Annotated in this window: 27 protein-coding genes and 1 pseudogene; 12 read left to right on the top strand and 16 right to left on the bottom strand. The window is 61.9% G+C overall.

Features of this window, described 5'->3' with window-relative positions; translation table 11 throughout:
• Positions 1 to 68: 68 nt before the first annotated feature.
• Positions 69 to 1028 (bottom strand): acyl-CoA desaturase, encoded by a 960-nt coding sequence (locus AB8B31_RS00710; RefSeq protein ID WP_065275855.1) that lies wholly within the window; start codon positions 1026 to 1028, stop codon positions 69 to 71.
• Between the two features lie 168 nt (positions 1029 to 1196).
• Between AB8B31_RS00710 and AB8B31_RS00705 the strand changes: the two genes are divergently transcribed.
• Positions 1197 to 1562 (top strand): metalloregulator ArsR/SmtB family transcription factor, encoded by a 366-nt coding sequence (locus tag AB8B31_RS00705; protein WP_027681917.1) that lies wholly within the window; start codon positions 1197 to 1199, stop codon positions 1560 to 1562.
• 114 nt (positions 1563 to 1676) lie between these two features.
• Here AB8B31_RS00705 and AB8B31_RS00700 read toward each other — a convergent pair whose 3' ends face one another.
• The 3 genes from AB8B31_RS00700 to AB8B31_RS00690 form a co-directional block, all read right to left on the bottom strand.
• Entirely contained in the window at positions 1677 to 2603 is a 927-nt protein-coding gene (locus AB8B31_RS00700) for a carbohydrate kinase family protein (protein ID WP_065275856.1), read from the bottom strand.
• Positions 2604 to 2665: 62 nt separating this feature from the next.
• Positions 2666 to 3355 (bottom strand): orotate phosphoribosyltransferase, encoded by a 690-nt coding sequence (locus AB8B31_RS00695; RefSeq protein ID WP_028731601.1) that lies wholly within the window; start codon positions 3353 to 3355, stop codon positions 2666 to 2668.
• Between the two features lie 72 nt (positions 3356 to 3427).
• Complete coding sequence (locus tag AB8B31_RS00690; RefSeq protein WP_065275858.1) at positions 3428 to 4084, bottom strand: TetR/AcrR family transcriptional regulator; 657 nt, start codon at positions 4082 to 4084, stop codon at positions 3428 to 3430.
• A gap of 101 nt (positions 4085 to 4185) precedes the next feature.
• Here AB8B31_RS00690 and AB8B31_RS00685 point away from each other — a divergent pair, with 101 nt between their 5' ends.
• From AB8B31_RS00685 to AB8B31_RS00675, 3 genes are all read left to right on the top strand, one after another.
• Complete coding sequence (locus tag AB8B31_RS00685; protein ID WP_065275859.1) at positions 4186 to 5010, top strand: NmrA family NAD(P)-binding protein; 825 nt, start codon at positions 4186 to 4188, stop codon at positions 5008 to 5010.
• On the top strand, positions 4998 to 5495 hold the full coding sequence (locus AB8B31_RS00680) for an anthrone oxygenase family protein (protein WP_197730415.1): 498 nt from the start codon (positions 4998 to 5000) through the stop codon (positions 5493 to 5495). Before AB8B31_RS00685 ends, AB8B31_RS00680 begins: the two co-directional genes overlap by 13 nt.
• A 736-nt stretch (positions 5496 to 6231) precedes the next feature.
• On the top strand, positions 6232 to 6792 hold the full coding sequence (locus AB8B31_RS00675; protein WP_065275860.1) for a hypothetical protein: 561 nt from the start codon (positions 6232 to 6234) through the stop codon (positions 6790 to 6792).
• Positions 6793 to 6799: 7 nt separating this feature from the next.
• Here AB8B31_RS00675 and AB8B31_RS00670 read toward each other — a convergent pair.
• The 8 genes and pseudogenes from AB8B31_RS00670 to AB8B31_RS00635 form a co-directional block, all read right to left on the bottom strand.
• Positions 6800 to 6988 (bottom strand): annotated as a pseudogene (locus AB8B31_RS00670) (diguanylate cyclase domain-containing protein); the annotation flags it as partial.
• 28 nt (positions 6989 to 7016) lie between these two features.
• Complete coding sequence (locus AB8B31_RS00665) at positions 7017 to 7553, bottom strand: glyoxalase superfamily protein (protein WP_065275861.1); 537 nt, start codon at positions 7551 to 7553, stop codon at positions 7017 to 7019.
• Between the two features lie 202 nt (positions 7554 to 7755).
• Complete coding sequence (locus AB8B31_RS00660) at positions 7756 to 8934, bottom strand: GGDEF domain-containing protein (protein ID WP_065275862.1); 1179 nt, start codon at positions 8932 to 8934, stop codon at positions 7756 to 7758.
• A gap of 177 nt (positions 8935 to 9111) precedes the next feature.
• Positions 9112 to 10158 carry a dihydroorotase gene (pyrC, locus tag AB8B31_RS00655; RefSeq protein ID WP_115157054.1) on the bottom strand — a complete coding sequence of 349 codons (1047 nt, stop codon included), beginning with the start codon at positions 10156 to 10158 and terminating at the stop codon, positions 9112 to 9114.
• A 112-nt stretch (positions 10159 to 10270) separates the two neighbouring features.
• On the bottom strand, positions 10271 to 10903 hold the full coding sequence (locus AB8B31_RS00650) for a nucleoside triphosphate hydrolase (protein ID WP_018447701.1): 633 nt from the start codon (positions 10901 to 10903) through the stop codon (positions 10271 to 10273).
• Positions 10900 to 11682 carry an ATP-binding cassette domain-containing protein gene (locus AB8B31_RS00645; RefSeq protein ID WP_018244589.1) on the bottom strand — a complete coding sequence of 261 codons (783 nt, stop codon included), beginning with the start codon at positions 11680 to 11682 and terminating at the stop codon, positions 10900 to 10902. Before AB8B31_RS00645 ends, AB8B31_RS00650 begins: the two co-directional genes overlap by 4 nt.
• A 2-nt stretch (positions 11683 to 11684) precedes the next feature.
• Positions 11685 to 12749 carry an ABC transporter permease gene (locus AB8B31_RS00640; RefSeq protein WP_065275864.1) on the bottom strand — a complete coding sequence of 355 codons (1065 nt, stop codon included), beginning with the start codon at positions 12747 to 12749 and terminating at the stop codon, positions 11685 to 11687.
• Between the two features lie 155 nt (positions 12750 to 12904).
• On the bottom strand, positions 12905 to 13924 hold the full coding sequence (locus tag AB8B31_RS00635; RefSeq protein WP_003556143.1) for a sugar ABC transporter substrate-binding protein: 1020 nt from the start codon (positions 13922 to 13924) through the stop codon (positions 12905 to 12907).
• Positions 13925 to 14151: 227 nt separating this feature from the next.
• Here AB8B31_RS00635 and AB8B31_RS00630 point away from each other — a divergent pair, with 227 nt between their 5' ends.
• From AB8B31_RS00630 to AB8B31_RS00600, 7 genes are all read left to right on the top strand, one after another.
• Positions 14152 to 15399 (top strand): ROK family transcriptional regulator, encoded by a 1248-nt coding sequence (locus AB8B31_RS00630; protein WP_018447702.1) that lies wholly within the window; start codon positions 14152 to 14154, stop codon positions 15397 to 15399.
• Entirely contained in the window at positions 15383 to 15859 is a 477-nt protein-coding gene (locus AB8B31_RS00625; protein WP_018485575.1) for an RbsD/FucU family protein, read from the top strand. Before AB8B31_RS00630 ends, AB8B31_RS00625 begins: the two co-directional genes overlap by 17 nt.
• Positions 15860 to 16079: 220 nt before the next feature.
• The gene (locus AB8B31_RS00620) at positions 16080 to 16754 is read left to right on the top strand and encodes a hypothetical protein (protein WP_065275865.1); all 675 of its coding nucleotides are present in this window, start codon (positions 16080 to 16082) and stop codon (positions 16752 to 16754) included.
• 338 nt (positions 16755 to 17092) lie between these two features.
• Positions 17093 to 18640 carry a putative bifunctional diguanylate cyclase/phosphodiesterase gene (locus AB8B31_RS00615; protein ID WP_065275866.1) on the top strand — a complete coding sequence of 516 codons (1548 nt, stop codon included), beginning with the start codon at positions 17093 to 17095 and terminating at the stop codon, positions 18638 to 18640.
• A 242-nt stretch (positions 18641 to 18882) separates the two neighbouring features.
• Positions 18883 to 19464 carry a TetR/AcrR family transcriptional regulator gene (locus tag AB8B31_RS00610; protein WP_065275867.1) on the top strand — a complete coding sequence of 194 codons (582 nt, stop codon included), beginning with the start codon at positions 18883 to 18885 and terminating at the stop codon, positions 19462 to 19464.
• A complete protein-coding gene (locus tag AB8B31_RS00605) occupies positions 19461 to 19823 on the top strand; it encodes a nuclear transport factor 2 family protein (protein ID WP_065275868.1) in 363 nt (120 codons plus the stop codon). Before AB8B31_RS00610 ends, AB8B31_RS00605 begins: the two co-directional genes overlap by 4 nt.
• The gene (locus AB8B31_RS00600; RefSeq protein ID WP_065275869.1) at positions 19816 to 20196 is read left to right on the top strand and encodes a TfoX/Sxy family protein; all 381 of its coding nucleotides are present in this window, start codon (positions 19816 to 19818) and stop codon (positions 20194 to 20196) included. The genes AB8B31_RS00605 and AB8B31_RS00600 overlap by 8 nt, the downstream gene beginning before the upstream one ends.
• A gap of 74 nt (positions 20197 to 20270) precedes the next feature.
• On the opposite strand, the gene AB8B31_RS00595 is transcribed toward AB8B31_RS00600, so the two are convergent.
• Positions 20271 to 21011 carry an SDR family NAD(P)-dependent oxidoreductase gene (locus tag AB8B31_RS00595; RefSeq protein WP_047617156.1) on the bottom strand — a complete coding sequence of 247 codons (741 nt, stop codon included), beginning with the start codon at positions 21009 to 21011 and terminating at the stop codon, positions 20271 to 20273.
• A gap of 81 nt (positions 21012 to 21092) precedes the next feature.
• Between AB8B31_RS00595 and AB8B31_RS00590 the strand changes: the two genes are divergently transcribed.
• Positions 21093 to 21776, top strand: a complete 684-nt coding sequence (locus tag AB8B31_RS00590) for a TetR/AcrR family transcriptional regulator (protein WP_065275870.1) — start codon at positions 21093 to 21095, stop codon at positions 21774 to 21776.
• A gap of 250 nt (positions 21777 to 22026) precedes the next feature.
• On the opposite strand, the gene AB8B31_RS00585 is transcribed toward AB8B31_RS00590, so the two are convergent.
• From AB8B31_RS00585 to AB8B31_RS00575, 3 genes are read right to left on the bottom strand one after another with little or no spacing between them, the layout of a single operon-like run.
• Positions 22027 to 23064: a 4-hydroxyproline epimerase gene (locus tag AB8B31_RS00585; protein WP_065275871.1), complete on the bottom strand. Its 1038-nt coding sequence runs from the start codon at positions 23062 to 23064 to the stop codon at positions 22027 to 22029.
• Between the two features lie 15 nt (positions 23065 to 23079).
• Positions 23080 to 23790, bottom strand: coding sequence for an SDR family oxidoreductase (locus AB8B31_RS00580; RefSeq protein ID WP_027681937.1), 711 nt, complete (start codon positions 23788 to 23790; stop codon positions 23080 to 23082).
• 9 nt (positions 23791 to 23799) lie between these two features.
• Positions 23800 to 25050: an NAD(P)/FAD-dependent oxidoreductase gene (locus AB8B31_RS00575; protein ID WP_065275872.1), complete on the bottom strand. Its 1251-nt coding sequence runs from the start codon at positions 25048 to 25050 to the stop codon at positions 23800 to 23802.
• Positions 25051 to 25079: the final 29 nt, after the last annotated feature.

The following is a 25079-nucleotide window of genomic DNA, read 5'->3' as shown; positions in this document are numbered from 1 at the left end:
CGGCATTGTCCCTTCGCCCCGTTTACGGGCTGAAGGTGGCGGCAGCCGGATGAGGGGCGGATGCTGGCTTAGTCGTAAAGACCGATCTCGCGTGCCCAGGGCGGATCGGCACAGTCACCAGCACTTTCAGATGCGTCGACGCGCCTCAACCCTCGCCTTGGCACGACCATGTGCGGGAGCTTGATTGCCGAAGCCAGGCCGAGCCTTGCCAGCAGCCGGATGAAATACCAACCGAGATCCAGTTGCCCCGGCTCGATGCCGAGCCGCGCCGATTCCGGGAAAGCGTGATAGTTGCCGTGGAAGCTCTCGCCAAAGGTCACCAGCCCGAAACGCGGCAGGTTATAGCCCTGCACCGCGACATCATCGACGCTCCAGCCCTGATGGCCGTCTCGATGCGCGAAATGGCCGACCAGCCAGTGTCCGGTCAGCGACACCGATATCCGCACGGCAATACCCCAGACCACCCACGGCAGCCCGCCGAGCGCAAAGAGCACGAGTCCCAAGGGGATCTGCTGCGCCATCCATGTCGCCTCCAGAAAGCGATAGAAGCGGTCGCGCCGCTCGCGCTCCTCGAGGGCGAAACGTGGCGGATGATCCAGCGCCACGATGCAATGCATCTGCCAGAAGGCATCGATGAAGAAAGGCCGCCGATGGGCATAGAGGTCATGGCAGTCTCGCTGACGTTGCGCCCAGTCGCGAATGTCGTGCGCGTAGATCATGCCGAAGGGGCCGGCCATGCCGACCAGCGTACCGAGATAGACGAGAACGTGCTCGATCCAGATATGGGTGCTGAATGAGCGGTGGATCAACAGCCGGTGCATGCCGACCGAATGACCAAGGCAGATCGTGATGGCGGTCAGGAGGATAAAGACGGCAAAGGCGCTCCAGGTTAAGGTCAGTGTCCCACCCACGATGGCAACCAAGGTCATGGCGGTGATCCAGATCGACTTTGCGGGCATCCAGACCACTCTGCCCTTCACCGGATCGCTCCCGTTATCGATCATGCGTCCAGTGGAAATACTGCTCATGGCAAACTCCCTCCCATCGGGCGCATTTCCACTTGAACATCGCCCATCAATTCATTAATTAAGCAATTACTTAATTACTTTGCACGAATGGAATCAATTAAGCAATACATTAATTGCTTAATTGATTAACGCATCGATGCGATGATGCCGCAGGCACGGAGACCGGACTTGGACGAAGAGACTTTCGATGACGCTGTAGAAGGCAGCTCCGTCAGCGCCGCCCAGCGGGTATTCCACGCGCTGTCCAGTGCGCCACGCCGGAAGATCCTCGCCTATCTCTCAGCGTCGGGCCTGACCGCTGGCGAGATCGCTGACCGCTTCAGCATGTCCAAGCCAGCCGTTTCGCAGCATCTTTCTATCCTCGAAGCTGCGGGGCTGATCAGACGAGAGAAACAGGGCCAGTTCGTCCACTACTCCCTGATCGAGAACAATCTCGTCAATACGCTCAACGGCTTCGTGCAGGAGGTCTGCCCGGTCGGTCGGCCGATCAAGAAGGAAAGCAAGGCGCGCGCGCGTACGAAAGAATTGCCTTGAGCATGGGGCAGATCCTGTCCTGGCGTGGTGCGAGAAACATGGTGTCAAGACGATGCGGCATATCCCTTCTCCCCGTTGGGGAGAAGAGGGAATCGAGAGGTTGCGGCTTAAGCCTTAAAGCCCAATCTCACGTGCCCAGGGCGGGTTGGCGCCGGCGCGGGAGACGGTGACGGCGGCGGCTTTGGCGCCGAGGGTCAGGGCGTTGCGCAGCGCCTGCTCATCCAGCGAAGCGACCTGCTGTTTGGTCAGCAGATTATCCATCTTCAGCGACGCCAGGATGCCGGCATCGAAGGTATCGCCGGCGCCGACCGTGTCGACGACTGTGACCCGTTCGCTCGGCACCGTCACCTTGCGCTCCTTGGTATAACCGGAGGCGCCTTCTGCGCCCTTGGTGATGACGACGAGTTTGGCGCCGTGGTTCAGCCAGTGGGCGGCGAGCGCATCATGGTCTCCCTGCAGGCCGAACCATTCGAGGTCCTCGTCGGAGAATTTGACGATGTCGGACTTGCCGGCCATGCGCTTGATGCGGGCCATATGCGACGGCTTGTCCTTGATGAAACCGGGACGGATATTCGGGTCGAGCGAGATGACGCGGCTTGCAGCTTCGCGGTCGAGCAGGGCTTCATAGGTTTCGCCGCAGGGGCTGGGGATCAGGCTGATCGCGCCGAAATGTAAGGCTTCGCAATCGTCGCCGAGATCCGGCAGGTCGGCCGTGGTGATCATCCGGCCGGCCGTGCCCTCGTCGTAGAAGGCATAGGTCGCCTGGCCGTTGACCAGCTTGACGAAGGCGATGGTCGAGGGACGCGGCGTAATGGCGCACGGGCTGTAATCGACATTGCTCGCCTTCAGCGTCTCCAGCAGGATTTCGCCCATCATGTCATCGGCGATACCGGTGAAGAAGGCCGTGGGGATGCCGAGGCGGCCGAGCGCGATTGCGGTGTTGAAGATGGCGCCGCCGGCATAGGGCGCAAAGCCCTTTTCACCGAGCGTGGTGTCCCTCGGCAGCATGTCGATCAAGGCTTCGCCGCAGCACAAAATCATCGTATTCCTCCCAACAGCATTTATACGTTCATCAACCGATTAAGCGAGCTTTTGTCAACTGGCTAGAGCGAAAGCTCACTAACCCCACCATTCCTTCCCGACCAGGCCAGCGGCGCATCGAGGAAGGCCTCGACTTCCGACAGTGTCTTGTCGTCGAAGAGCTTCTGCTCCTTGGCGACGGCCAGAACATTCCGCCAGGTGGCGATGTGATGCAGCCTGACCTTGCCGTCGGCAAAGCGCTGTTCACCGAAGATGCCGTAGAAGAACAGCGCGATGCCATGATCGACGACGCCGCCGGCGGCACGGACCGCATCGATGAATTTGAACATGCTGCCGCCTGCTGTCGTCAGGTCTTCGATGACGAGCACGCGCGAGCCTTCCGGCATGTTGCCTTCGATCTGGGCATTGCGGCCATGGCCCTTCGGCTGCTTGCGGACATAGATCATCGGCAGGCCGAGACGATCTGCCAGCAGGGCGGCGAAGGGGATGCCGGCGGTCTCGCCGCCGGCGATGCAATCGAACTGCTCGAAACCGGCATCGCGCAGCAGGGTGCTGGCGGCGAAATCCATCACCGTCGAGCGGATGCGCGGAAAGGAGAGCAGCTTGCGGCAATCGATATAGACCGGGCTCGCCATGCCGGAGGAGAGTTTATAGGGCTGCGCGGCATTGAAATGCACCGCCTTGATCTCCCAGAGCATCTTGGCCAACAATTCGGCCATCACGGCGCGGTCGGGAAATGTGGTCTGGATCATGCGGCTCTCCTTCGGCTTGGATCCTTGCGGGAATAGCAGCAAGAGCCCGACGTTTCCAGACGAAAGGCGCGCTCATGATAGCAGCAGACGGCCGAGATCGGCGATCTGCATCTTCTTGAACAGGGCAATCGCCTGAGCGCCCTCCTCCGCATCCAGCGAAACGGCATAACGTACGCCGGCGGCAAGCAGCTGCATCGTCAGCCGGGCGATCGCCAACAGCTCCTTGCGGTCGCGATCCGGCCATAGACGGATCAGCACGGCGAGAAATGCCTGGGCATGAAATTCCATGTCCTCGGCATCGACCTGCTGCAGCAGCTTGTCGGTATGGGTCGCATGCCAGATGTCGCGCATGACGGGCTCACGGCGGAAGAAGGCATAATATTCATCAGCGATATTGGCGAGCGCGCGCTGCAGGGCTGCAGCGTCGGTCACCTTCGCCAGTTCCTCTTCGACGCACCGCCTGCCCTGCTCGTTGAAGCGCTCGGCCAATGTGCGGATGATCGAGGTCTTGTCGGGGAAATATTGGTAGAGGGCGCCGAAGGAAAGACCGGCCTTTTCGACGATCTCGCTCATCTTCAAGCCATCGCTGCCGTGGCTTTCGATCAGCTGCGAGGCAACCGCGAGGATCTTTTCGAAGCGCTCGCGGCCGCGCTGCTGGCTGGGGATGCGGCGCGGCTGGCCGGTAGACTCCTGCTGGCGCCTGCGCGTTGCGACCGGCTGTTCCGACATGATCTCTCCTTTTCCACGTTGACAAACAAAATAAGAGAGATTATCTCATTTTGCAAATGAGAGAGTTTCTCTTGTTTGCAACATTTGGAAGGAGTTTTGACATGCAGACTTCCGAAATCGTCCTCGTCGGTGGATCGGGAAAGACCGGCGGCCGCATCATCAGGCGTCTGGAAGCGCGCGGCCTGGCCGTTCGCGCGGCATCGCGCTCCAGCGCCCGTCCCTTCGACTGGGAGGATAGGTCGACCTGGCGCGGCGCACTTGAGGGCGCATCGAGCGCCTATGTCGCCTTCCAGCCGGACCTTGCCGTCGCCTGGGCGGCAGAGGCGATCAAATCGCTCGCCAAGGTCGCCGTGGAATGCGGCCTTGAGCATATCGTGCTGCTCTCCGGCCGCGGCGAAGAGAGCGCGCAGCGCAGCGAAGCGGCGCTGACCGCTTCCGGCATCGATACCACCATCCTGCGCGCCTCCTGGTTCTGCCAGAACTTCAGCGAGGGCGCCTTTGTCGACCAGATCATTGGCGGCCGGCTGCAATTGCCGGCGGGCGAGATCGGTGAGCCCTTCATCGATGCCGACGACATCGCCGATGCCGCCGTCGCCGTCTTGACCGACCCGCGCCACCGCAACAAGACCTACGAGTTGACCGGCCCTCGGGCGCTGACCTTCCGGCAGGCGGTCGGCGAAATCGCCGCAGCCACTGGGCGGCCGATCGAATATCAGCAGGTATCGATGGCGGATTTCACCGGCGGGCTTGCGGCGGCCGGCCTGCCGCCGGGCCTGATCGATCTTCTGGAGGAGCTCTTCGGCCAGGTGCTCGATGGGCGCAACTCCAATGTGATGGGCGGTGTCGCCGAAATTCTTGGCCGCCCCGCCACCGATTTCAGCGAATATGTCCGCCGGACCGCGGCAACCGGAATATGGAGCGCCTGACCATGCAGATTATTCTCATCCTCTCCCTCGGCGCCGCGGCGATCGGCAGCGGCCTCGTCGCCGGCATCTTCTTCGCCTTCTCGACCTTCATCATGACCGCCTTCTCGCGGATTCCGGCAGAGCAAGGCATCGCGGCGATGAACTCGATCAACGTGACGATCGTCCGCTCGCCCTTCATGGGCCTCTTCGTGCCGACGGCGATCCTCTGCCTCGTCATCGCCGTGCTCGCCCTGATCGACTGGCGCGGCGGGGCATCTTTTCTGATGCTGGCCGGAGCAGCCCTCTATGTCTTTGCCTCTTTCGTCTCGACCATCGTCTTCAACGTGCCGATGAACGATGCGCTGGCGAAGGTCGGCGGCAACGGGCCGGAAGCGGTTCAGCTTTGGACTAGCTATGTCAGGGACTGGACGTGGTGGAACCATGTGCGGACCATCGCCTCGCTGCTCGCATCGGTCGCCTTCGTGCGGGCGCTGATGATCGTCTGAGAAGCGAGCGGGGCCTTCAAGAGAGCCTCATCCTGAGGTCCCAGGAGCCTCGAAGGACGAGGTGGGTGCGCTGACATCAGATGCATGCAAGAAGCAGCGTTGCAGCGTGTCCTTCGAGGCTTCGCCCTGCGGGCTACGCGCCTCACGATGAGGAACGCTGGAGAGTGCCGCGGCTTTGCTTCCGGCTCCGGTTTGCCTTCATCCGCGAGCGGAGGAGCAGCCTACCCAGCTATTTGCCAGCATCCCGGCTTCGGAAATCGCGCCGGGCTGAGATCACAGCGACCAACAAGAACAGCCCTGCCAAACCAGCCCACAGAGAGCCGCCTTGCGTTAGATTGTCACCGTCGGGAGTGAGGCAACTGGACAGGGCCTGCGATATGCAATCTCGGAACCTCCAGTACCTTTCATAAAATAACCATCCGAAAAAAATCGACAGAAGCGCTAAAATCAGGACCGAAACACATTTCATCTGGTTCCCACCCTGCCGACCAGGAGTCATTTCCATTGAAACAACGTCGATGGTGTGACTGTAGATTCCAAGGACGGAGATGCAAGCGCCGACATCCAAGGGAGCGCCATCCTTGGAGTTTGTCGTTGGTGTATAAAGGGGTTCCGCGACCTCTTAGACGCAGCCAAAATCGTTTCTGCTGCCCTGATCGTGCCCCCTTGAAGCCGCCAGCCGAAATGTGTCACAGAGTGATTGACAGGTTGCGATGTAAAGAGCGGTGCGTTGTCCATGGGGTGGAAGGAAGAGAGTGTCAAATGGCCGCTCGGTAAACCGGGCGGGATTCTTCTGACCATGTTGCTTTTGCCGGGTGTACTTGCCATTTTCGCCCAGATACCCGGCTGTAATTTTCTGCCGTCAAACGAGTGGATCTCCAAGGCGGCCCTTCCTACTCTCGCTGTCAGCGTGGTCTCGGCGGCATTGTCGTTTTGGCTCATTTTGAAGAGCAGTCGCGAGATCGTCGGCGTGAGGAAAGGTTTCGGCCTGATAATCGCTCCGATCGCTGGTTATTTCTTCGGAAAGCATCTCGTCATCATCGCAGTGCCGATGCTATTCGCCTTTATCGCTGGCCATCGGGTGGAGCTTTCTTTCACCGTCGTCGACGCGCATGAATGGGGTAGCAAAAAATGCCGGTCACCGGTTCAGGTCGAAGGGGTTCCGATGCTATTCGACGAAATTTGCCGTGTCCCTGAGAACATCAGGCGAGAACTTGGACCGGGACAGCGGATCGCCGTTTCGGGCCGAGGCACCAGTCGGGGTGTCTTTGTGGAAAGTCTGCGCCGGGTAGATTGAAGAAGCGCCGCGCCTCGAAGGCTTTCCGGATGAGCTCGGCGGCGAGCTCGGCCCGGCGGGGCATGATCTCCGTCAGCACCAGCGCAAACTCTTCGCCGCCGAGCCGGGCCGCGGTATCGCCGGGCCGTCAGTTCATCGGCGAAGACCTGAAGCACGCGGTCGCCGGCGGCCGGCCATAGCGGTCGTTGACCGATTTGTCACCTAAAGCCAAGCTGCGCTGACGACTACGTCTGCTCGCAGAAGACGATGCGGTTGCTGAAGGGGTCGATGACGGTCATCTCCAGCCCCCACGGCTCTTGCTCGATACCGGGCTTCATGTAGCGGTAGTCCTTGCCTGAGAGTTCGGCGTGATAGGCCCGGACATTGGCGACGCGGACGAAGGCCTTGGCGCCGGGGCTGGCGTCGCCGGAATGTTCGCTCAGGTGCAGCGCCATGCCGTCACGCGAAACCTGGCAATAGAGCGGAAAATTTTCGCCGAAACGGTGCTCCCAATCGAGACGGAAGCCCAGGAAGCCGCAATAGAATTCCATGGCTTTTTCGACCGAGAAGATGCGGAAGATCGGCATTGGCGGCTCGATGCCGATGACCGAGCGGGAGGCGCCCGCCTCCTCTATCTTGGCCGAGAGAATATTCCATTGATCGAGCCCGAACTGCCGGGCAACGATTTCGAGCGTTTCGCTGTGGGTGAGCGAAATGTCGCGGTCGGCGAGGGCCTGCCGCAATGTTTTTGCCATGAGCTTGGCATCGCGAAAATCGCGCATGAAGTCATCCTTCCGTTGACGGCAAACAGGAAGATCAGTGCCCGCGTCTGCTGACCCGTTCGCCATCGATCGCCAAACGGCAAGGATGTGAAGGATGTTGTCTGGATGCATTCACCATAACGCCAGAGCGTCAAACTCGAGCGTCGCGGGGCGGCTGGCCGCATCCGGCCGAAGGCGATAGTATGAGAGGATCGATCGGCGATCAAGACGCGGTGCGCGCTGCCTCGACGGGAACGGCCTGCAGATGGCCGGCAAGTTCGACCCGGTTGCGGCCGGCGCGCTTGGCGACGTAGAGCGCCTTGTCGGCGGCGCTCAGCATGGCGTCGAAATCCTGCGGCTTCGAGCGGCCGGGCGCGACGCCGACGCTGACCGTGCATGTCAGCACTTCGTCATCGATATGGATCTCGCGCGCCTCGAAAGCCCGGCGGATGCGCTCGGCCGTCAGTTCCGCCCGGCCGGGCATGATCTCCTTCAGCACCAGCGCAAATTCCTCGCCGCCGAGCCGGGCGGCGGTGTCGCCGGTGCGGCAGCTGGCCGCGAGTTCGCCGGCGAAGACCTTGAGCACGCGATCGCCGGCAGCATGGCCGAAGCGGTCGTTGACGGATTTGAAATGGTCGATGTCGAAGACGATGACGGCGGTGGTCGTGCCCATCGGGCGCGTGCCGTACTCGTCGAACAGGGCGCGGCGGTTGAGCAGGCCGGTCAGCGGATCGGTGATCGCATCGAGACGGTGGCGGGCAGCGAGCCGCCATTGATGCAGCGCCAACGACAGCGCGCCGATCCCGGTCATGCCGGCAATGCAGACAGCGAGGCTGAGATCTTCCGCCCAGTTGCTGGGGGCCCTGCCGAGCACCAGCTTGCCGTCGGAGATCAGCACGGCGGCGCAGAGAACGAAGGAGATCGCCGTCAGCGTATAGAGCGCGGTAATGCCGAGGAGCGGCGCGGGTGCTTCGGCACGAGCGAGCCAATATTGCCGGGCGGTGGCAAAGAGCAAAAGGGCGATAGCGAGATTGTCGGCGATGAAGGCCAGGCCGTCATACCCTGATAGCATCGGCACGATGGAAAAGACCATCGCGGCAAGCGCGCGGATCGCGATGGCCGGGATAGACAGGCGGCCGGTGAGGAACTGTCTGCCTGCCCCCCATATGGTGGCAAAGCCGGCATGAAACAGCACGAAATTGGCAACGCCCAGCCATGTCTCCGGACTATTGACGTAGGCGCTGTAGACGAAAATGCCGCTGACGACGAGGACCAGGCCGATGGTGGCGGTGAGCAGCACCGTTTCCGCCCGGCGGACAATCCAACTGCCCATCAGCGTGACGGCAAGGCATGCCGCGGAGACGCCAAGCGCCAGCAAGAGAGAGTTATAGTCAAGCGTCATGCTTTTCAGTCTCCGCAGCTGTTGCCGCGCCAGATGTTGGCAGCTTATGGGCTCCGCGACGAGGAATGTCTTATGCATCCGTTAACAAATGATGCACTGCACAATGCAAATGTTACGCGTTTAACGTCGCACCGAAGTTTAAGATGAATATTCTATTTAAAATTGAATTCTGAAAGCTTACGCCTGCTGCACCACCTGCCAATGCAGGGGAAACATCGGATCGAACACCGTCACCGGACCGGCGCCGGTTTCAATCCTCGCGGGAAAGACGACCGGCTCGGCCTGCCTTGACAGGGTGATGCGCTCCTCGTTCGGCTGGAGCCCGTACCAGGCCGGCCCGTTCAGCGACACGAAGGCTTCGAGCCGCTCCAGGGCGCCCTCCTGTTCGAAGACATGGGCGAGGCAGCTCATCGTATTGACCGAGGTATAGATGCCGGCGCAGCCGCAGGCGCATTCCTTCAGCGGATCGACATGCGGGGCGGAATCCGTGCCGAGGAAGAAGCGGGCGTCACCGCTGACGGCGGCCGCACGCAGAGCCAGCCGGTGGTTTTCGCGCTTGGCGACCGGCAGGCAGTAATAATGCGGGCGGATGCCGCCGACGAGGATGGCGTTGCGGTTGATGATCAGATGGTGGGTGGTGATCGAGCCGGCGAGATTGCCCTTGGCCGCCTTGATGTAGTCGACGCCATCTGATGTCGTCACATGCTCCATCGTCACCTTCAGCTCCGGCAGGCGCTGCCGCAGCGGATCAAGCACGGTGTCGATGAAGACGGCCTCGCGATCGAAAATATCGACATCAGGCGTCGTCACCTCGCCATGGACGCAGAGCGGCAGGCCGATCTTTGCCATGCGCTCCAGCACCGGCATCGCCTTTTCCATGTCGCGCACGCCGCCATGCGAATTGGTCGTGGCGCCGGCGGGATAAAGCTTCACGGCGGTGATGAGACCGCTGTTCTTCCCCTCCTCCACGTCATCGGGGCTGGTATGTTCGGTGAGATAAAGCGTCATCAGCGGCTGGAAGCGATGGCCGTCCGGCAAGGCCTCGAGGATACGCTCGCGATAGGCCTTGGCGTCGGTGGTGGTGACGACGGGCGGCACGAGATTGGGCATGATGATGGCGCGGGCGAAGGTGCGGCTCGTATCGGCGATCACGCCCTCCAGCATGGCGCCATCGCGCAGATGCAGGTGCCAGTCATCAGGACGGCGAATGGTGATCGATTGCATGGCAGGCCTCCGAAGCGATGCGTCTGCGGCCTCGATAACACTAAAGCGCGTCGCATTGAAATTGAATCATGCGACGCGCTTTAGCTCTTTTTTTCGTGAATGTCGCGCGGCATCACGCCAGCGCGATCTCCAGCGTCACATCGGCCGGGCGGCGGTTTTCGAGGATCAGCCGGCCGTTCGGCAGGTCATTGCCGTAGACCTTGGCGCTGGCGGCCTCTTCGGTGAGCTTATAACCGCGCCAGCGCGCCCACAGCCTCTCCTCGAGCACCTCGATCGGCGGCGCCAGCATGATCGAAAAGTCGAAGACACCTTCGAGTTCGGCCCATTTGCCCAGCGAAAACAGCAGATAATTGCCCTCGACGATGATGAAACGGTGATCGGGGGAAACAGGGCGGGCCGAGGCAATGGCGAGTTCACGCGAGCGGTCGAAGACCGGCACCAGAACCTCCTGATCGGCCAGCCTGACGGCGCGGATGATATCGAGGAAACCGCGGACATCGAAGGTCTCGGGGATCCCCTTGCGCGCCAGCAGGCCGCGTTCGATCAGGATGGCGTTGTCCATGTGGAAGCCATCCATCGGCAGGACTTCGGCACTTTCGCCCCTGGCTTTCAACGCTTCCGCCAGATTGTCGGCCATGGTGGATTTGCCGGCACCCGGCGGTCCGGCGATGGCGACCAGGAAACGTTTGGAATGGCCGGCGCGGTCAAGAACTGCGCCGGCGATTTCGTCGATGCGTGCCGTCATGCCGCGACGGGCTCCGTCGGCACCGCCTTGGCGCCGGTCATGAAGGCGACGGCGTCGGACATGGTGTATTCCTTCGGATCGATCACCGTCAGCCGCCGGCCGAGACGGTGGATATGGATCCGGTCGGCCACTTCGAAGACATGCGGCATGTTGTGGGAGATCAGCACGATCGGCAGGCCGCGGGCCCTGACATCGAGGATCAGTTCCAGCACGCGGCGGCTTTCCTTGACGCCAAGGGCTGCCGTCGGTTCGTCCATGATGATGACCTTCGAGCCGAAGGCGGCGGCGCGGGCAACCGCGACACCCTGGCGCTGACCGCCGGAGAGCGTTTCCACCGCCTGGTTGATGTTCTGGATGGTCATCAGGCCGAGTTCGGACAGCTTGTTGCGCGCCAGCTTTTCCATGGCCGGCCGGTCGAGCATGCGGAACATGGAGCCGAGCACGCCCGGTTTGCGGATCTCGCGGCCGAGGAACATGTTGTCGGCGATCGAAAGCGCCGGCGACAAAGCGAGATTCTGATAGACGGTCTCGATGCCGGCCTCGCGCGCTTCCATCGGCGAGCGGAACTGCACCTGTCGGCCTTCGAGGGTAATCACCCCCTCGTCCGGGGTGACAGCTCCCGATATCGCCTTAATCAGCGAGGACTTGCCGGCGCCGTTATCGCCGATGACGGCGAGAATTTCACCCGGATAGAGGTCGAAATCGGCATTGTCGAGCGCGGTCACGCGGCCATAACGCTTGACGAGACCGCGGGCGGTGAGAAGGGGTTCGCGAGCCATGATTACACCGAAACCTTTCTGATCCACTGATCGATGGCGACGGCGGCGATGATCAGCACGCCTGTCAAAAGGACTTTCCATTGCGGGTCGGCGCCGAGCATGTTGAGGCCCATAGAGACGACGCCGACGATCATGGCACCGAAGAGCGTGCCGAGAATGGAGCCGCGGCCGCCGAACAGCGAGATGCCGCCGATCACAGTCGCGGTGATCGCTTGGAGGTTAAAATCGGTGACGGCCGAAGACGGAGAGATCGAGCCGTTGCGTCCGATCGAGACCCAGGCGGCCAAGCCGGCAATGACGCCTGATATGGCATAAACGGTCAGCAGCACCTTCTTGGTCTGAATGCCCGAGAGCTTGGCTGCCTCCGGATCGTCGCCGACGGCATAGACATGCCGGCCCCAGGCGGTGTGATTGAGGACATACCAGAGCACCAAGACGAGCAGCACCATGGCGATGACGCCGAGGGTGAGCACGGCGCTGCCGAGCTTGAAGCTCACGGCGAAAAGATGCAGCAGCGGCGCCTTTTCGTCGACGTCGGTATCGCGGATCGTCTCATTGGCGGAATAGATGAAATTCGTCGCCATGACGATATTCCAGGTGCCGAGCGTGACGATGAAGGGCGGCAGTTTCATGTAGGCGACGAGGAAGCCGTTCAGCAATCCGCAAAGGCCGCCGACAAGCATGCCGGCTGCGACCGCGATCGGCGTCGGTATGCCGTAGGTGATCGCGACATTGCCCATGATGACCGCCGAGATCACCATGATGACGCCGATCGAAAGATCGATGCCGGCGGTCAGGATGACCAGCGTCTGGGCGGCGCCGAGAATACCGACGATGGCGATCTGCTGCAGGATCAGCGTCAGCGTATAGGACGAGAAGAACCGTCCGCCGATGGTGATCCCGAAGATGATGATTGCCAGCACCAGCACGATCAGCGGCACGGCGGCCGGCGTCGAGTGCAGAAAATGCTGCGCGCGCTTGATCAGCGAGACTTTCTCGTGCTCGAAGGAGGCAACGCTCTTGTCGCTGCCGTCGAGGACACGTTCGAATTCCTGTGTTCCGGTCATGGTTCCTCCTCCGCATCCGCGCGCCGAACTCGCGCGGGGGCCGTCACCGATATCCATCCGGTCTTTGATTAGCCGGTTCGTGAGGCGACGGCACATCGTCCGTCGAAAACGGCCGGGGATCAAGCCCCGGCCGCTCTGCTTTCAGCAATCGGGGCTCAGCCCCAGCACTTGTCCGTGCCTTCCTTGGTGTCGATCGACTTGACGCCGGAGACCGGCTTGTCGGTGACGAGCGAGACGCCGGTGTCGTAGAAGGACTTGCCTTCGGTCGGCTTCGGCTTTTCACCGCTGTCGGCGAACTTCTTGATCGCTTCGACGCCAAGGGCTGCCATCATCAGCGGATATTGCTGCGAGGTGGCGCCGATGACGCCTTCCTTGACCGACTTCACGCCCGGGCAACCGCCGTCGACCGAGACGATCAGCACGTTCTTTTCCATGCCGACGGCCTTCAGCGCCTGATAGGCGCCGACAGCGGCCGGCTCATTGATCGTGTGGATGACGTTGATGCTCGGATCCTTCTGCAGAAGGTTTTCCATGGCCTTGCGGCCGCCTTCTTCATTGCCGTTGGTCACGTCATGACCGACGATACGAGCATCGTCCTCGTCGCCGATCTTGTTCGGATCCTTCGGATCGATGCCGAAGCCCATCATGAAGCCCTGGTCGCGCAGAACGTCGACCGTCGGCTGCGACGGGGTCAGGTCGAGGAAGCCGACCTTGGCATCCTTGGCCTTGTCGCCCATCGTTTCCTTGGCCCACTGGCCGATCAGCTTGCCGGCGAGCAGGTTGTCGGTGGCGAAGGTGGCGTCGGCGGCATCGGCCGGCTCGAGCGGTGTGTCGAGAGCGATGACCAGCAGGCCGGCATCACGGGCCTTCTTGACCGAAGACACGATGCCCTTGGTGTCGGAAGCAGCAATCAGGATGCCCTTTGCGCCGTCGGCAATGCAGCTTTCGATCGCGGCCACCTGGCTTTCGCTGTCACCGTCGACCTTGCCGGCATAGGACTTCAGCGAGACGCCGAGTTCCTTGGCCTTGGCGGTCGCACCTTCCTTCATCTTGACGAAGAAGGGGTTGGTGTCGGTCTTGGTGATGAGGCAGGCAGCAACATCAGCCGCCATGACAGGAGCGGAAAAGGTGACACCAAGCGCGAGCGCGCCGAAAGCGAGAACAGATTTCTTCATGGAACTCCTCCCAGAGTTTGCCGGCGCCGCCCCTGCGGGGCCGGAATTTAAGATATAGCACTTCGCCGTGGATCGCTAATGCCTCCCAGCGGTCCCGTGCCCTTGACGACGGCAATTAAGAGCGAAAAGAAATCGGCTTGTCAATAAATAAATCCAATTGAATTATTAATTCGATGTGGCATGCTCAATCGAATTAGGGCATAGGCCAACAATCGGGAGGAGCGGCCATGTCGTCCTTGGAAGGACCGGAACACACACCGGTCCCGCCACCAATTCTGAATCCGGCCGGAGGTGCGAACCAGGTCAGGGTGCGAGCCTATAACGAACGGCTCGTGCTGTCGCTGGTGCGTCTCTACGGCGCGCTGTCGAAGGCCGATATCGCGCGCCGCAGCGGGCTGTCGGCGCAGACCGTCTCCGTCATCATGCGGGTGCTGGAGAAGGAAGGGCTGCTGTCGCGCGGGGAACCGGTGCGCGGCCGTGTCGGCCAGCCGTCGATCCCGATGCATATCAATCCCGATGCCGTCTATTCCTTCGGTTTGAAGATGGGCCGGCGCAGCGCCGATCTGGTGTTGATGGATTTCGTCGGCCGCATCCGCATGCAGCTGCACCGGACCTATGCCTATCCGCTGCCGGATGAAATCCTCGCCTTCGTCACCTCAGGCATCCGGGAGCTGGAAGACCGGCTCGACGACAAGCAGCGCGGCCGCATCGCCGGCCTCGGCATCGCCGCCCCCTTCGAGCTCTGGAACTGGGCCGAAGAGGTGGGTGCGCCGCCGGGCGCCATGGAGGTCTGGCGCGACGTCGACCTGCAGGCCGACATCGCCGCGCGCGTCTCCCATCCGGTCTTCATGCAGAACGATGCGACCAGCGCCTGCGGCGCCGAACTCGTCTTCGGCGTCGGACCGTCCTATCCGGATTTCGTCTATTTCTTCATCGGCTCCTTCATCGGCGGCGGCATCGTCCTGAATTCGGCGATCTTTTCCGGCCGCACCGGCACGGCAGGCGCGATCGGGCCGCTGCCTGTGCGCGGCAAGAACGGCGAGACGATGCAGCTACTTGAAATCGCCTCGATTTTCGTGCTCGAAAACATGCTGCGCGAGCGGGGCATCGATCCCGAGCCGCTGTGGTATTCGGCCGACGGCTGGGTGGATTTCGGCGAACCGATGGAAGCCTGGATCCAGGATAGCGCCAAGGCGCTGGCGCAGGCGATCGTTGCAGCGGCCTCGATCGTCGATTTCAGCGCGGCTGTCATCGACGGCGGCTTTCCCGATTGGGTGCGCAGCCGCGTGGTGCAGGCCACGATCGACGAAGCTGCCAAGCTCGACCTGCAGGGCGTCGTCATGCCCGAAATCATCGAGGGCGCGGTCGGCGCCCAGGCGCGCGCCATCGGCGGCGCCAGCCTGCCGATATTCGCGCGTTACCTCACCGACCAGAACGTACTCTTCAAGGAGGTAGACCATGCTGAAAGGACTTGATCCGCTGTTGAGCCCGGAGCTGCTTTTTACGCTTCGCGCCATGGGCCACGGCGACGAGATCGCCATCGTCGACGGCAATTATCCGGGCGTCGAACATGCCCGCCGGCTGATCCGGCTCGACGGCCACCACCTCATCCCGGTCCTCAATGCCGTGCTCAGCGTGCTGCCGATCGACGATTTCGTGGCGGAGGCGATCTTCCGCTCGACCGTCAAGGCCGAGCGCGACAAGCTCGATCCCGTGCATGAGGAGATGATCGACTGCTGCGCCCGCCACGAGCCGCATCGGCAGGTGGTGCCGCTGATTGGCCAGGATTTCTACGGCCGGGTGAAGACCGCCCATGCGGTGATCCAGACCGGCGAGCCCAGGCTCTATGCCAACATCATCCTGCGCAAGGGCGTGATCTATCCGAAAGAGCCGGGCACCCATGCGGCGGCCGGGGTCGATCCGTTCGTTTACTAGAACAATTCCGGCAAAAGTGCGCAGCGGTTTGGTCGTTGGCAGGCTTTGGCTTTCGGGCCGGCTGAAGGGCAGTCTTCGCCATTCGTTCGATGGATGTTATTGTGCGGCCGGTGCGTTGGTCCACCGCGCCGGCAAACCGCTCGGCTGCGAACGGCGCCTCACCACCAAGAGTCGACGTCGCGGGATCAGGCCGGTGAAGCGATGAGAAGACGGATCTCGCATGGCACCTGACATAAGCACGACCCCTCGTCGCAGCACCACCGGCCTGCGCAAGTTTCTGGATCCTGAGCAGCAGCGGGATTGGATAGAAGGCGAGGCGGACTTGATCGACGCCGAAGAGCGTCTGGAGTCCCTGGAACAGCGGTTCAAGTACGTCGCGCGGTTCCAGAAGCTGCTTCGTCGCCCGCAGGCGCAAGACGTTCTGGAAATTCTCGGGGTATACGGGCAGACCTGCATCCCCATCCCGCGCAAGACCGAGCGTCACTACTGGTCAGTTTCCTGTCTGCCCTCGACTTCCGACAAGCCGCTCGTCCGCGTTAATGCGAGCTGGATGGAGCTTTTCACGCTCTACGCCGACGGCGAAGGGCTGCGTGCACGATTCCTGGTGCATCTTTCGCATTTCACCACCGACCATTCACCCGCGCAGGGCGACGTGGACGAGGCTTTTCTCGAGCACTGCGTCACGACGCCCGAAGACGTCGGTTACTTTTTTCCGCGCGGCGAGGACATTTTCGGCATCAATGTGCGGGGCTCGGCCTCGATCCGCAAATTCCTCGCGGAGCGCCGCATCTTGCGCGCCATTCGGACTTTCAATGTGACGCACATGAACCGGGGCCGGAACGCCTATCAGGCGAGCCACTGCTACAGCCTGGCGGATACGATGCTGGCAGGTTGATCGGCTCCGGGATGCGCGACCGATGGACAGGAACCGAATCCTCATCCGATTTACGGCAAAGATATCCATTGTGCGCAGCGAAACTCCCGTGCCTTCGTAAAGGCAACCCACCATTAACCTACCAAGCGCACGATCTTTGGGATTTGTCGGTGCTGCGCGGCTTCATCAGCCATTGCGATACCGGCCCTCTTAATTCCGCCCGAATGAATTGAGGCGGTCTTCGATCACGGCGTAGGATCGCCGATGCCGTGAAGTTGCGCCATCCGTCGTCGGCATTCGCTGATACGAGCGTAGCAAACTGGCCATGACGGCTCTTCACACAACAGGAGCCTGTTCATATGCCTCGCATCCAACCAACCAGACCGCAGATGGAGATCGTTGCCTGGCTCGCGATCTTCCTGCTTCTCTTCTGCCTGTCTTGGCTCTTCCAATGGCATGAAGGGCTGGATGGATTCATCGAAAAGCATCATGACTATCCGCTGGACCACGCGCTCCTCGCCCTCAATATCTCCGGGTTTCTCGGGCTGATTTATTCCGCGCTGAGGATCCGGGATCTTTCGAGGGAGGTCAATCGCAGGCTGCAGGCCGAAAAGAACGTTGACTGGATCGCCTGTCACGACACGCTGACCGAACTGCCTAACCGCAGGTTTCTGGATTCCGTATGCGCACAGGCGATGACCGATCAAAGGGCACAAGAAACCTACGCCGTGTTCAGCATCGATCTCGACGGCTTCAAGAAGATCAATGATCTCCTCGGGCACGATCACGGGGATGCGGTGCTGAAGACTGTTGCCCAGCGGCTCTCTTCCCTCTTTCCCCGCGAGCACGTTTTCCGCCTTGGCGGAGACGAGTTCGTTGTTCTGGCGCGGCACACTGGAAATCCCGATCTTGTCGCGTTGGGGAACCGCATAGTGACCGTGATCGGCAAGCCGTTCACATTCAATGGTGTCGCCGTCGACCTCGGCGCCAGTGTCGGCTTCGCGCTTTTTCCGGAGAACGGCGATGACCTCAGTCAAGTCATTCGACATTCCGACTGTGCGATGTATGTGGCGAAAAAGCAGGGGCGCAATCTGGTGAAGCCCTTCGTGGCTTCGATGCAGGACGAGTTGGCGAAACGGATTCGAGTGGAAGCGGATCTGAGAGCAGCCATCAAGAAGGCTGAGATCGTTCCCTACTATCAACCTCTCGTAGACCTGAAGACGAATAGGATTATCGGCTTCGAGGCGCTGGCGCGCTGGAAGACGGCCTCCGGCGAATTCATCCCACCGAACGAATTCATTCCTGTGGCAGAGGAAGCCGGTCTGATCGTCGAATTGACAGACCAACTGCTTCGCCACGCCTGCACCGATGCGCTTTCCTGGCCAAATGAGCTCGTCCTGTCATTCAACCTGTCTCCGATCCAACTGAGCGACCGACTGCTGGGCCTGCGAATTCTCAAGATATTGGGCGATGTCGGTCTGCCCGCGCACAGGGTCGAGCTGGAGGTGACGGAGAGCGCCATCATCCAGGACGCAGTCACCGCACGAATCGTCCTCGACGATCTGGTGAATGCGGGGGTCAGGATTGCTCTCGACGACTTTGGAACAGGATATTCCAGCCTCTCACAACTATCCAACTACCGGTTCGACAAGATCAAGATAGACAGGAGTTTCGTCTCTTCATTCGAGACCAATGACAAGCAAGACAAGGTCATCAAGGCGATCATCGCTCTCGGTGTGGGACTTGGCGTGACGATAACGGCCGAGGGTATCGAAGAGGAGAGCCAGCTTCAGCGGCTTCAGGACCTGGGTTGCGACATCGGCCAAGGGTATCTGCTTGGCAGGCCAGCGCCGGCCGAGAATCTTGCCACAGGCCAGGTCAGCGCCAGAGTTTTGCAGCGCGGTTGATGGGGGCCGCGGTATGTCGGGTTCAGCCTGGAGATGCTGGAGTCTGTCGTCGAACAAGCGCCGTCCACCTGGCCGACCGGCCATTCCACCGAAACATCATCCTAAACCTTAAGCGATGGATACCCACGCGCTTGGGATGACCTAGGTCGGCCCGCGAGAATTTCGCCGAAAGTCACTGAGGCAGTTGCGTTTGGATTCTTTATCAGTCATTCTAGAACAATTGATAAAGAATCGGAGCGACAATGGGCCGAACGCGGGAATTCGATGAGCAGGCGGTGCTGACGGGGGCGATGCACATCTTTCGCAAGCAGGGCTATCAAGCTGCATCAATCCGAGACCTCGAGGAGGCGACGGGGCTCAAGGGTGGAAGCATCTATCACGCCTTCGGCGACAAGGCCGGCCTCTTCGACGCAGCGTTCGAACATTACCACCGAACGGTGCTGGAGGGACGCATCGAGCGGTTTGCGCCGCCAGGAAGCGGGCTTCAAGGGTTGCGCGAATTGTTCCTCACGCTCCTGCATGAGCCCGACGATGGCTCCCTTGGCTGCCTGATCACCAATATGGCGGTGGAATTCGGCGGCGGCGTCAATCCGCATCCCCGTGTCGAAGCGGCGCTCGGCCTCCTTCGTACCACATTCCGCTCGAGGCTGACCGAAGTGCCGACCATCGTTCGAGACGGTGACGGAGCCAAGGCGAACAGGACAGCCACCCGCCTTCTGGCCTTCTATCAGGGCCTTCTCGTGCTCATTCGCGGCGGCGATGACAAGGCCGGCCTGCGGCAGGCGATAGAAGATGAATTCAATCAACTGGAGACGATGTCATGACACCTGAGGCCCTGTGGAATCGATATGCAGCCATCTGGTCGCTGAACGCTGACGCTCGCGAGCCGGAAATGCTGGCTTGCCTCGCTGACGAGGTGACCTATTGCGACCCGAATGGAGCGATCGCGGGGCGCGCCGGTCTCTCGGCTTATATGGCCGGCTTCAAGGAGAGCATGCCGGGAGGCCGGTTCAAGATATTGAGCGTTCTCCACCATAATGACCGTTCTCTGGCGCGCTGGGCACTGCGCCACGAAGACGAGAGGGTCTTGCAGACCGGCACGAGTTTCGGGGTGATTTCCGATGGCCGGTTCGGCGCGATCACCGGCTTCTTCGATCTTCTGGCGGAGCAGCACCATGACTAGCGAGGCGACACGCGGGCTGGCGCTCGACTTTGCCAGCCAGATCGCCCCAGCCGGCTGCATCGATATCAGGCGCTTCTTCGGCGGATCCGCCCTGGTCCGAAACGGCGCGCAGTTCGGGTTCGTCATGAAGGGCACGCTGTATCTCCGCGTCGACGAAGCGATGCGCGTGGAGTTCGAGGCAGATGGCTCCGAACCGTTCAGCTACCGCGCTGCCGGGAGGGAGGTGACGGTTCGCCGCTACTACGCCGTCCCGGCACATGTGATCGACGACCCTGCGCTGCTGCACAGCTACGCGGAGCGCGCATTGCACGCGACCCCCACGCCCGGCCACAGGCTCTCCGACACGATCCTGGCCGTCACCCCGTCCGGCTAGCGCATAAGTGAGAAAGAAGGGCCGACATCTGTCGGTCCGCCTGTCTTTTCAGGGCCGGAAGCCACACCTCCGATTCAGGTGTTCAGGCCGCCATCCACTGTGAGAATGGTTCCGGTGATGTGCCTTGCAGCAGGGCTTGCGAGGAAAGCCACAGCGGCCGCCACATCTTCCGGCTCGCCATAACGGCCAAGTGGGATGAGGGCACGCTGGAAGTCGGCGAAGTCGCCGTCGGCGGGATTCATATCGGTGTCGGTCGAACCCGGCTGGACGAGGTTTACGGTGATATCGCGAGATCCGAGTTCCCGCGCGAGGCCGCGGGTAAACGAGTGGAGCGCGGATTTTGTCATGAAATAGACCGTACCGGTGTCACCGACGATGCGTTCGGCGCCGACTGAGCCGATCGTGATGACGCGGCCTCCCGCCTGCAGATAGGGAATCGCGGCCTGCGAAGCGAGCAAGGGCGACCGCACATTGACGTCCAGCAGCGCATCGATCTGCTCGACGCTGACGTCGGCGATCGCACCGTAAAGCGCGATTGCGGCATTGTTGACGAGAATATCGAGACCGCCAAGTGCCTGGGCCGCCTCCTCGACCGAGCGCTTCACGGCTGCCGGATCGGCGCTGTCGGCCTGGATGGCAAGCGCTTTGCGGCCCTTGCGCTCGATCGCCCGGACGATTTCGGCGGCGCGATCGGCCGAACGCTCATAAGTGATGGCGACATCAGCGCCTTTGTCGGCAAGCGCCAATGCGATGGCGGCACCGATGCCACGCGAGCCGCCTGTTACCAGGGCACGCTTTCCAGCCAGTTCTGTCATGATCTTCTCTTTCTGTAGTGATCGACATATAAATAGCTAGGCACGTTGCGATGGGGTGTCAATGGGTTTATATAATGATCGATGCAAAAATCGGATGAGATCTCGGAAGTCGATAAAACCCCTGCCCGCAGTCGCGGGCGGCCGCGGGCGTTCGATCGGGAAACAGCCTTGGCGCGGGCAACCCGCCTGTTCTGGATCAAGGGCTTCGAGGCGACCTCGATCGCCGACCTCACCGAGGCGATGGGGATCGGATCGCCGAGTCTTTACGCGGCATTCGGCTCGAAGGAGGCGCTCTATGCCGAGGCGTTGCGCCACTATCGCGACAACAACGAGGCGCTCGTCTGGGCAGGCTTCCTCTCCGCGGGCACGGCCCGTGAAGCGGTGATGTCGCTTCTGATGGATTCGGCCGCTGCCCTGACCGGCTGTGTCGTGGATATTCCCCGCGGCTGCATGGTGGCGCTCTCTTCGGTCGGCAGCGAGGGCCATGTGGAACTCGGCGAACTCGTGCGAGCCGCCCGCGCTGTCACGCTCGACCGCCTGAAGCTGCGCCTGAACCAGGCGATATCAGCAGGCGAAATTCCGGTCTCGACCGACGTCCACGCGCTTGCCCGCTTCGTGCAGACCGTTCAGAATGGCATGTCGATCCTGGCCCGCGACGGAGCGACCCGTGGCGAACTGGAGGCCGTGGCCGAGCTGGCCATGCTGGGTTGGGACACTCGAACCGGGGATGCTGAGCGCAGGCAGACTTACGCCGATCATGCATAACCTCTAGGCAGTCGGTCGCGGAGGCTTCGCAGGATCGTTGGAGCGCACCGCTGCCCCTCATCCGGCTGCCGCCACCTTCTCCCCGTAAACGGGGCGAAGGGGACATGTCGCGACCTCTCCGTTCCCCACTGGCCTGTCGCAGGGTACGTCCCCTCGCCCCGTTTACGGGGAGAGGGTTAGGGTGAGGGGCAGCCATCGGCGCGAACCGTCAGGAACCCGCCTCACAGTTCCGGCATCCCGCCCTGAACGCTCAAATCTCTCCCGCCGACGGTCCCCAGACATCCGTCAGCGCAAAACCGTTCGGATGCGGGTCAAAGGGGTCGAGGGCTACCTGGGTCAGGCCGAAGGTGAAGCCGCGGCCGGTGATGGTGGGGATGACGGCGGGGCGGCCGGCCACCTCGGTCACTGCCTGGAGGCCGACCTCGAATTCGGAACCGATGATCGATTTCGAGGTGAAGACGTCGCCGACCTTGGCCTTGCCGCGCGCATAAAGGGTGGCGAGATTGGCGGAGTTGCCGGTGCCGCAGGGCGAGCGGTCGGCGCGGCCCGGCCACATGGTGGTGCAGGTGCGCACCGTGCCGTCGGCTTCGGTATCGCGGAACATGACATAGGCGACGCCCGAGATCGCCGGGATCTCGGGATGGACGACCTTGATGCCGCGGTTGATCAGCTCCTTGAGGATCATGCCGGCCTGGACGAGGCCGGCGGCATTGGCCTTCTCGATCGTCAGACCGATCTGGCCGACATCGACCAGCGCATAGAAGATGCCGCCGTAGCTGATGTCGGCCTTGATCTTTCCCCAATGCGGCGTGTCGATCCCGACATCGAGCTCATGCACGAAGGAGGGCACCATGGTGAGCCTGACCTTTTCGCAGCGCCCGTCGCGGCAGGTCGCCGTCGCCTTGACCAGGCCGGCGGCGGTTTCGAGGGTGACGATCGTCTCCGGCTCTTTCATCTCGACGATGCCGGATTCGAGCAAGGCCGTGGTGACGCAGATCGAGTTCGAGCCGGAACTCGCATGCGCCTGGTCGGGCTGCAGGATGATGAAGGCGGCGTCGGCCTCCGGGTGCCGTGCCGGCAGCAGCAGGTTGACCGAGCCGATCGGCGCGCCGCGCGGCTCCAGGCAAAGGAAGCGGCGGAGCTCATCACCCTTCGGATCGGTGTTCAGCCAATGCAGCTGGGCGGCAATGGTATCGCCCGGGATTTTTGGCACGCCGCCGATCGCGACGCGGCCGATCTCACCTTCGGCGTGGACATCCAGCAACTGGATCGTGCGCTTCCATCTCATATCGAAAACTCCAGATCAGACGTGACGGGTGACGCCGCCATCGACGCGAATATTCTGGCCGGTGATGTAACCGGCGCCGTCGGAGAGCAGGAAGGCAGCGGTCTTGGCGATCTCCTCCACATGGCCGATGCGCTTCATCGGGACCTTCTCGGCGGTCTCGGGCTTGTGGTTCAGACTGTCGATATAGCCCGGCAGTATGCAGTTCATGCGGATATTGTCGGCCGCATAACGATCGGAATAGAGCTTGGTGAAGGCGCCGGCAGCGGCACGATAGGTGCAGGAAACCGGGAAGACCAGCGACGGCTCGTAGGCCGCGAAGGTGGTGATGTTGACGAAGGCGCCCTTGCCCTGTTTCAGCATGACCGGCGTCACCAGGCGGGCCATGCGCACCAGCGACAGGATCATCATGTCGGAACCGAGCGTCCAGTTCTCGTCTGAAATATCGAGCAGGTCGCCCTTCGGCGGGTGACCGCTCAGGTTGACGACGGCGTCGATGCGGCCATAGGTCTTCATCGTCAGGTCGAAGATCGCCTTGAGATCCTCGGCCTTTTCGGCAACGCCGCGCGAGGCGACGCCGCCGAGTTCGGCCGCCAGCTTCTCACAGCTTTCCGACGGCGACATCAGCGCCAACTGATAGCCCTGGGCGGAGAGCTCGCGGGCGATCGCCTCGCCCATGCCGCGGCCGCCGCCGGTGATCAGCGCTACGGGTTTGCTGGTATCGGACATCGGGGCCTCCTAATAGCGGTCTATGCGGAACGGGGTCACATCGAGGGATGGTTTGAGCCCGGTCACCATATCGGCGATCACGAGCGCTGTCGTTGCCGAAAAGGTCAGGCCGAGATGGCCGTGGCCGGTCGCATAAAAGACGCCGGGCATTTTCGACGACGGCGAAATGATCGGGATCGTATCGGGCAGCGCCGGACGATGACCCATCCATTCCGTCGTCTCCTCGACCTTCAGGCCGGGCAGCGCGCGCTGGGCATGGCGCACCAGCACCCGCGGACGGCGGAAATCCGGCGCGGCATCGAGACCGGCGAGCTCGACATTGCCGCCGACACGGATGCCGCCCGCCGTCGGCGTCACCATGAAGGCGCGATGCGGCCAGATCACCGAATAACGCATGGAGATGCCGGGCTTCATGATCTGCGTGTGATAGCCACGCTCGGTTTCGAGCGGGATCGGCTCGCCGAGCTTTTCGGCAAGGAAACGGGTGTGGACGCCGGCGGCAAGCACCACCGAATCGGCCTCGATCCGCCTGCCATCCTCGAGGAGAACAACGGCCGTGCCATCGCCCCTGCGCTCGATATTCCGCACAGTGCCGGAGACGAAGGTCGTGCCCGCGGCCTTGGCGGCGTCGGTGAGTTTCACCACCAGCTTGTAGGGGTCGCGGATCGACTTGTTGTCGGGAAGCAGCACGGCTTTGGCGATCGCCGGTGACAGGGTGGGTTCGTAATATTGGATGGCGCCGTTGCTCAAAACCTCGAATTCGAGGCCGTAGCGCTGCATCATGGCGAGATGGCCGCGATCGGCGGCAAATTCCGCCTCGGTCTCGTAGATCGCCAGGCAACCTTCCTCGGTCATCAATTCGGGTGCGCCGATCGCCTGGAGCATCTGCCTGAAATCGCCGAGCGCGCGGTTGGACAGGCTCATGCCGGCATCCTCGATCGCTCTCAGCCGCGAGGGCCGGCCGGCGGCGAGGAAGCGCAGGAACCAGGGCAGCATCCTGGCGGCATAGGAGGGCCGCAGCCAGACCGGGCCTTCCGGATCGAGCAGCCAGCCGGGGATCTTCTTCCAGGTCGAAGGGCCGGAGCCGGCGGCAAAATCCAGCGCGATGCTCGCCATATTGCCGAAAGAGGTGCCGCGTCCCGGCTCGCCCTTGTCGATCAGCGTCACCTCAAGGCCGCGCCGCTGCAGTTCGAAAGCGATCGAGGCGCCGATCACGCCCGCGCCGACGACCGCTACCCTCTTCTTCATCTCATCCGCCATGCCATCAACCCATCGCACGGCAGACAGAA

The organism is Rhizobium sp. 62_C5_N11_2 (genome assembly GCF_051811185.1).
Lineage (GTDB): Bacteria > Pseudomonadota > Alphaproteobacteria > Rhizobiales > Rhizobiaceae > Rhizobium > Rhizobium leguminosarum.
Note: the sequence above shows the minus strand (reverse complement) of the source record. Positions and strands in the feature narration are given on the sequence as shown.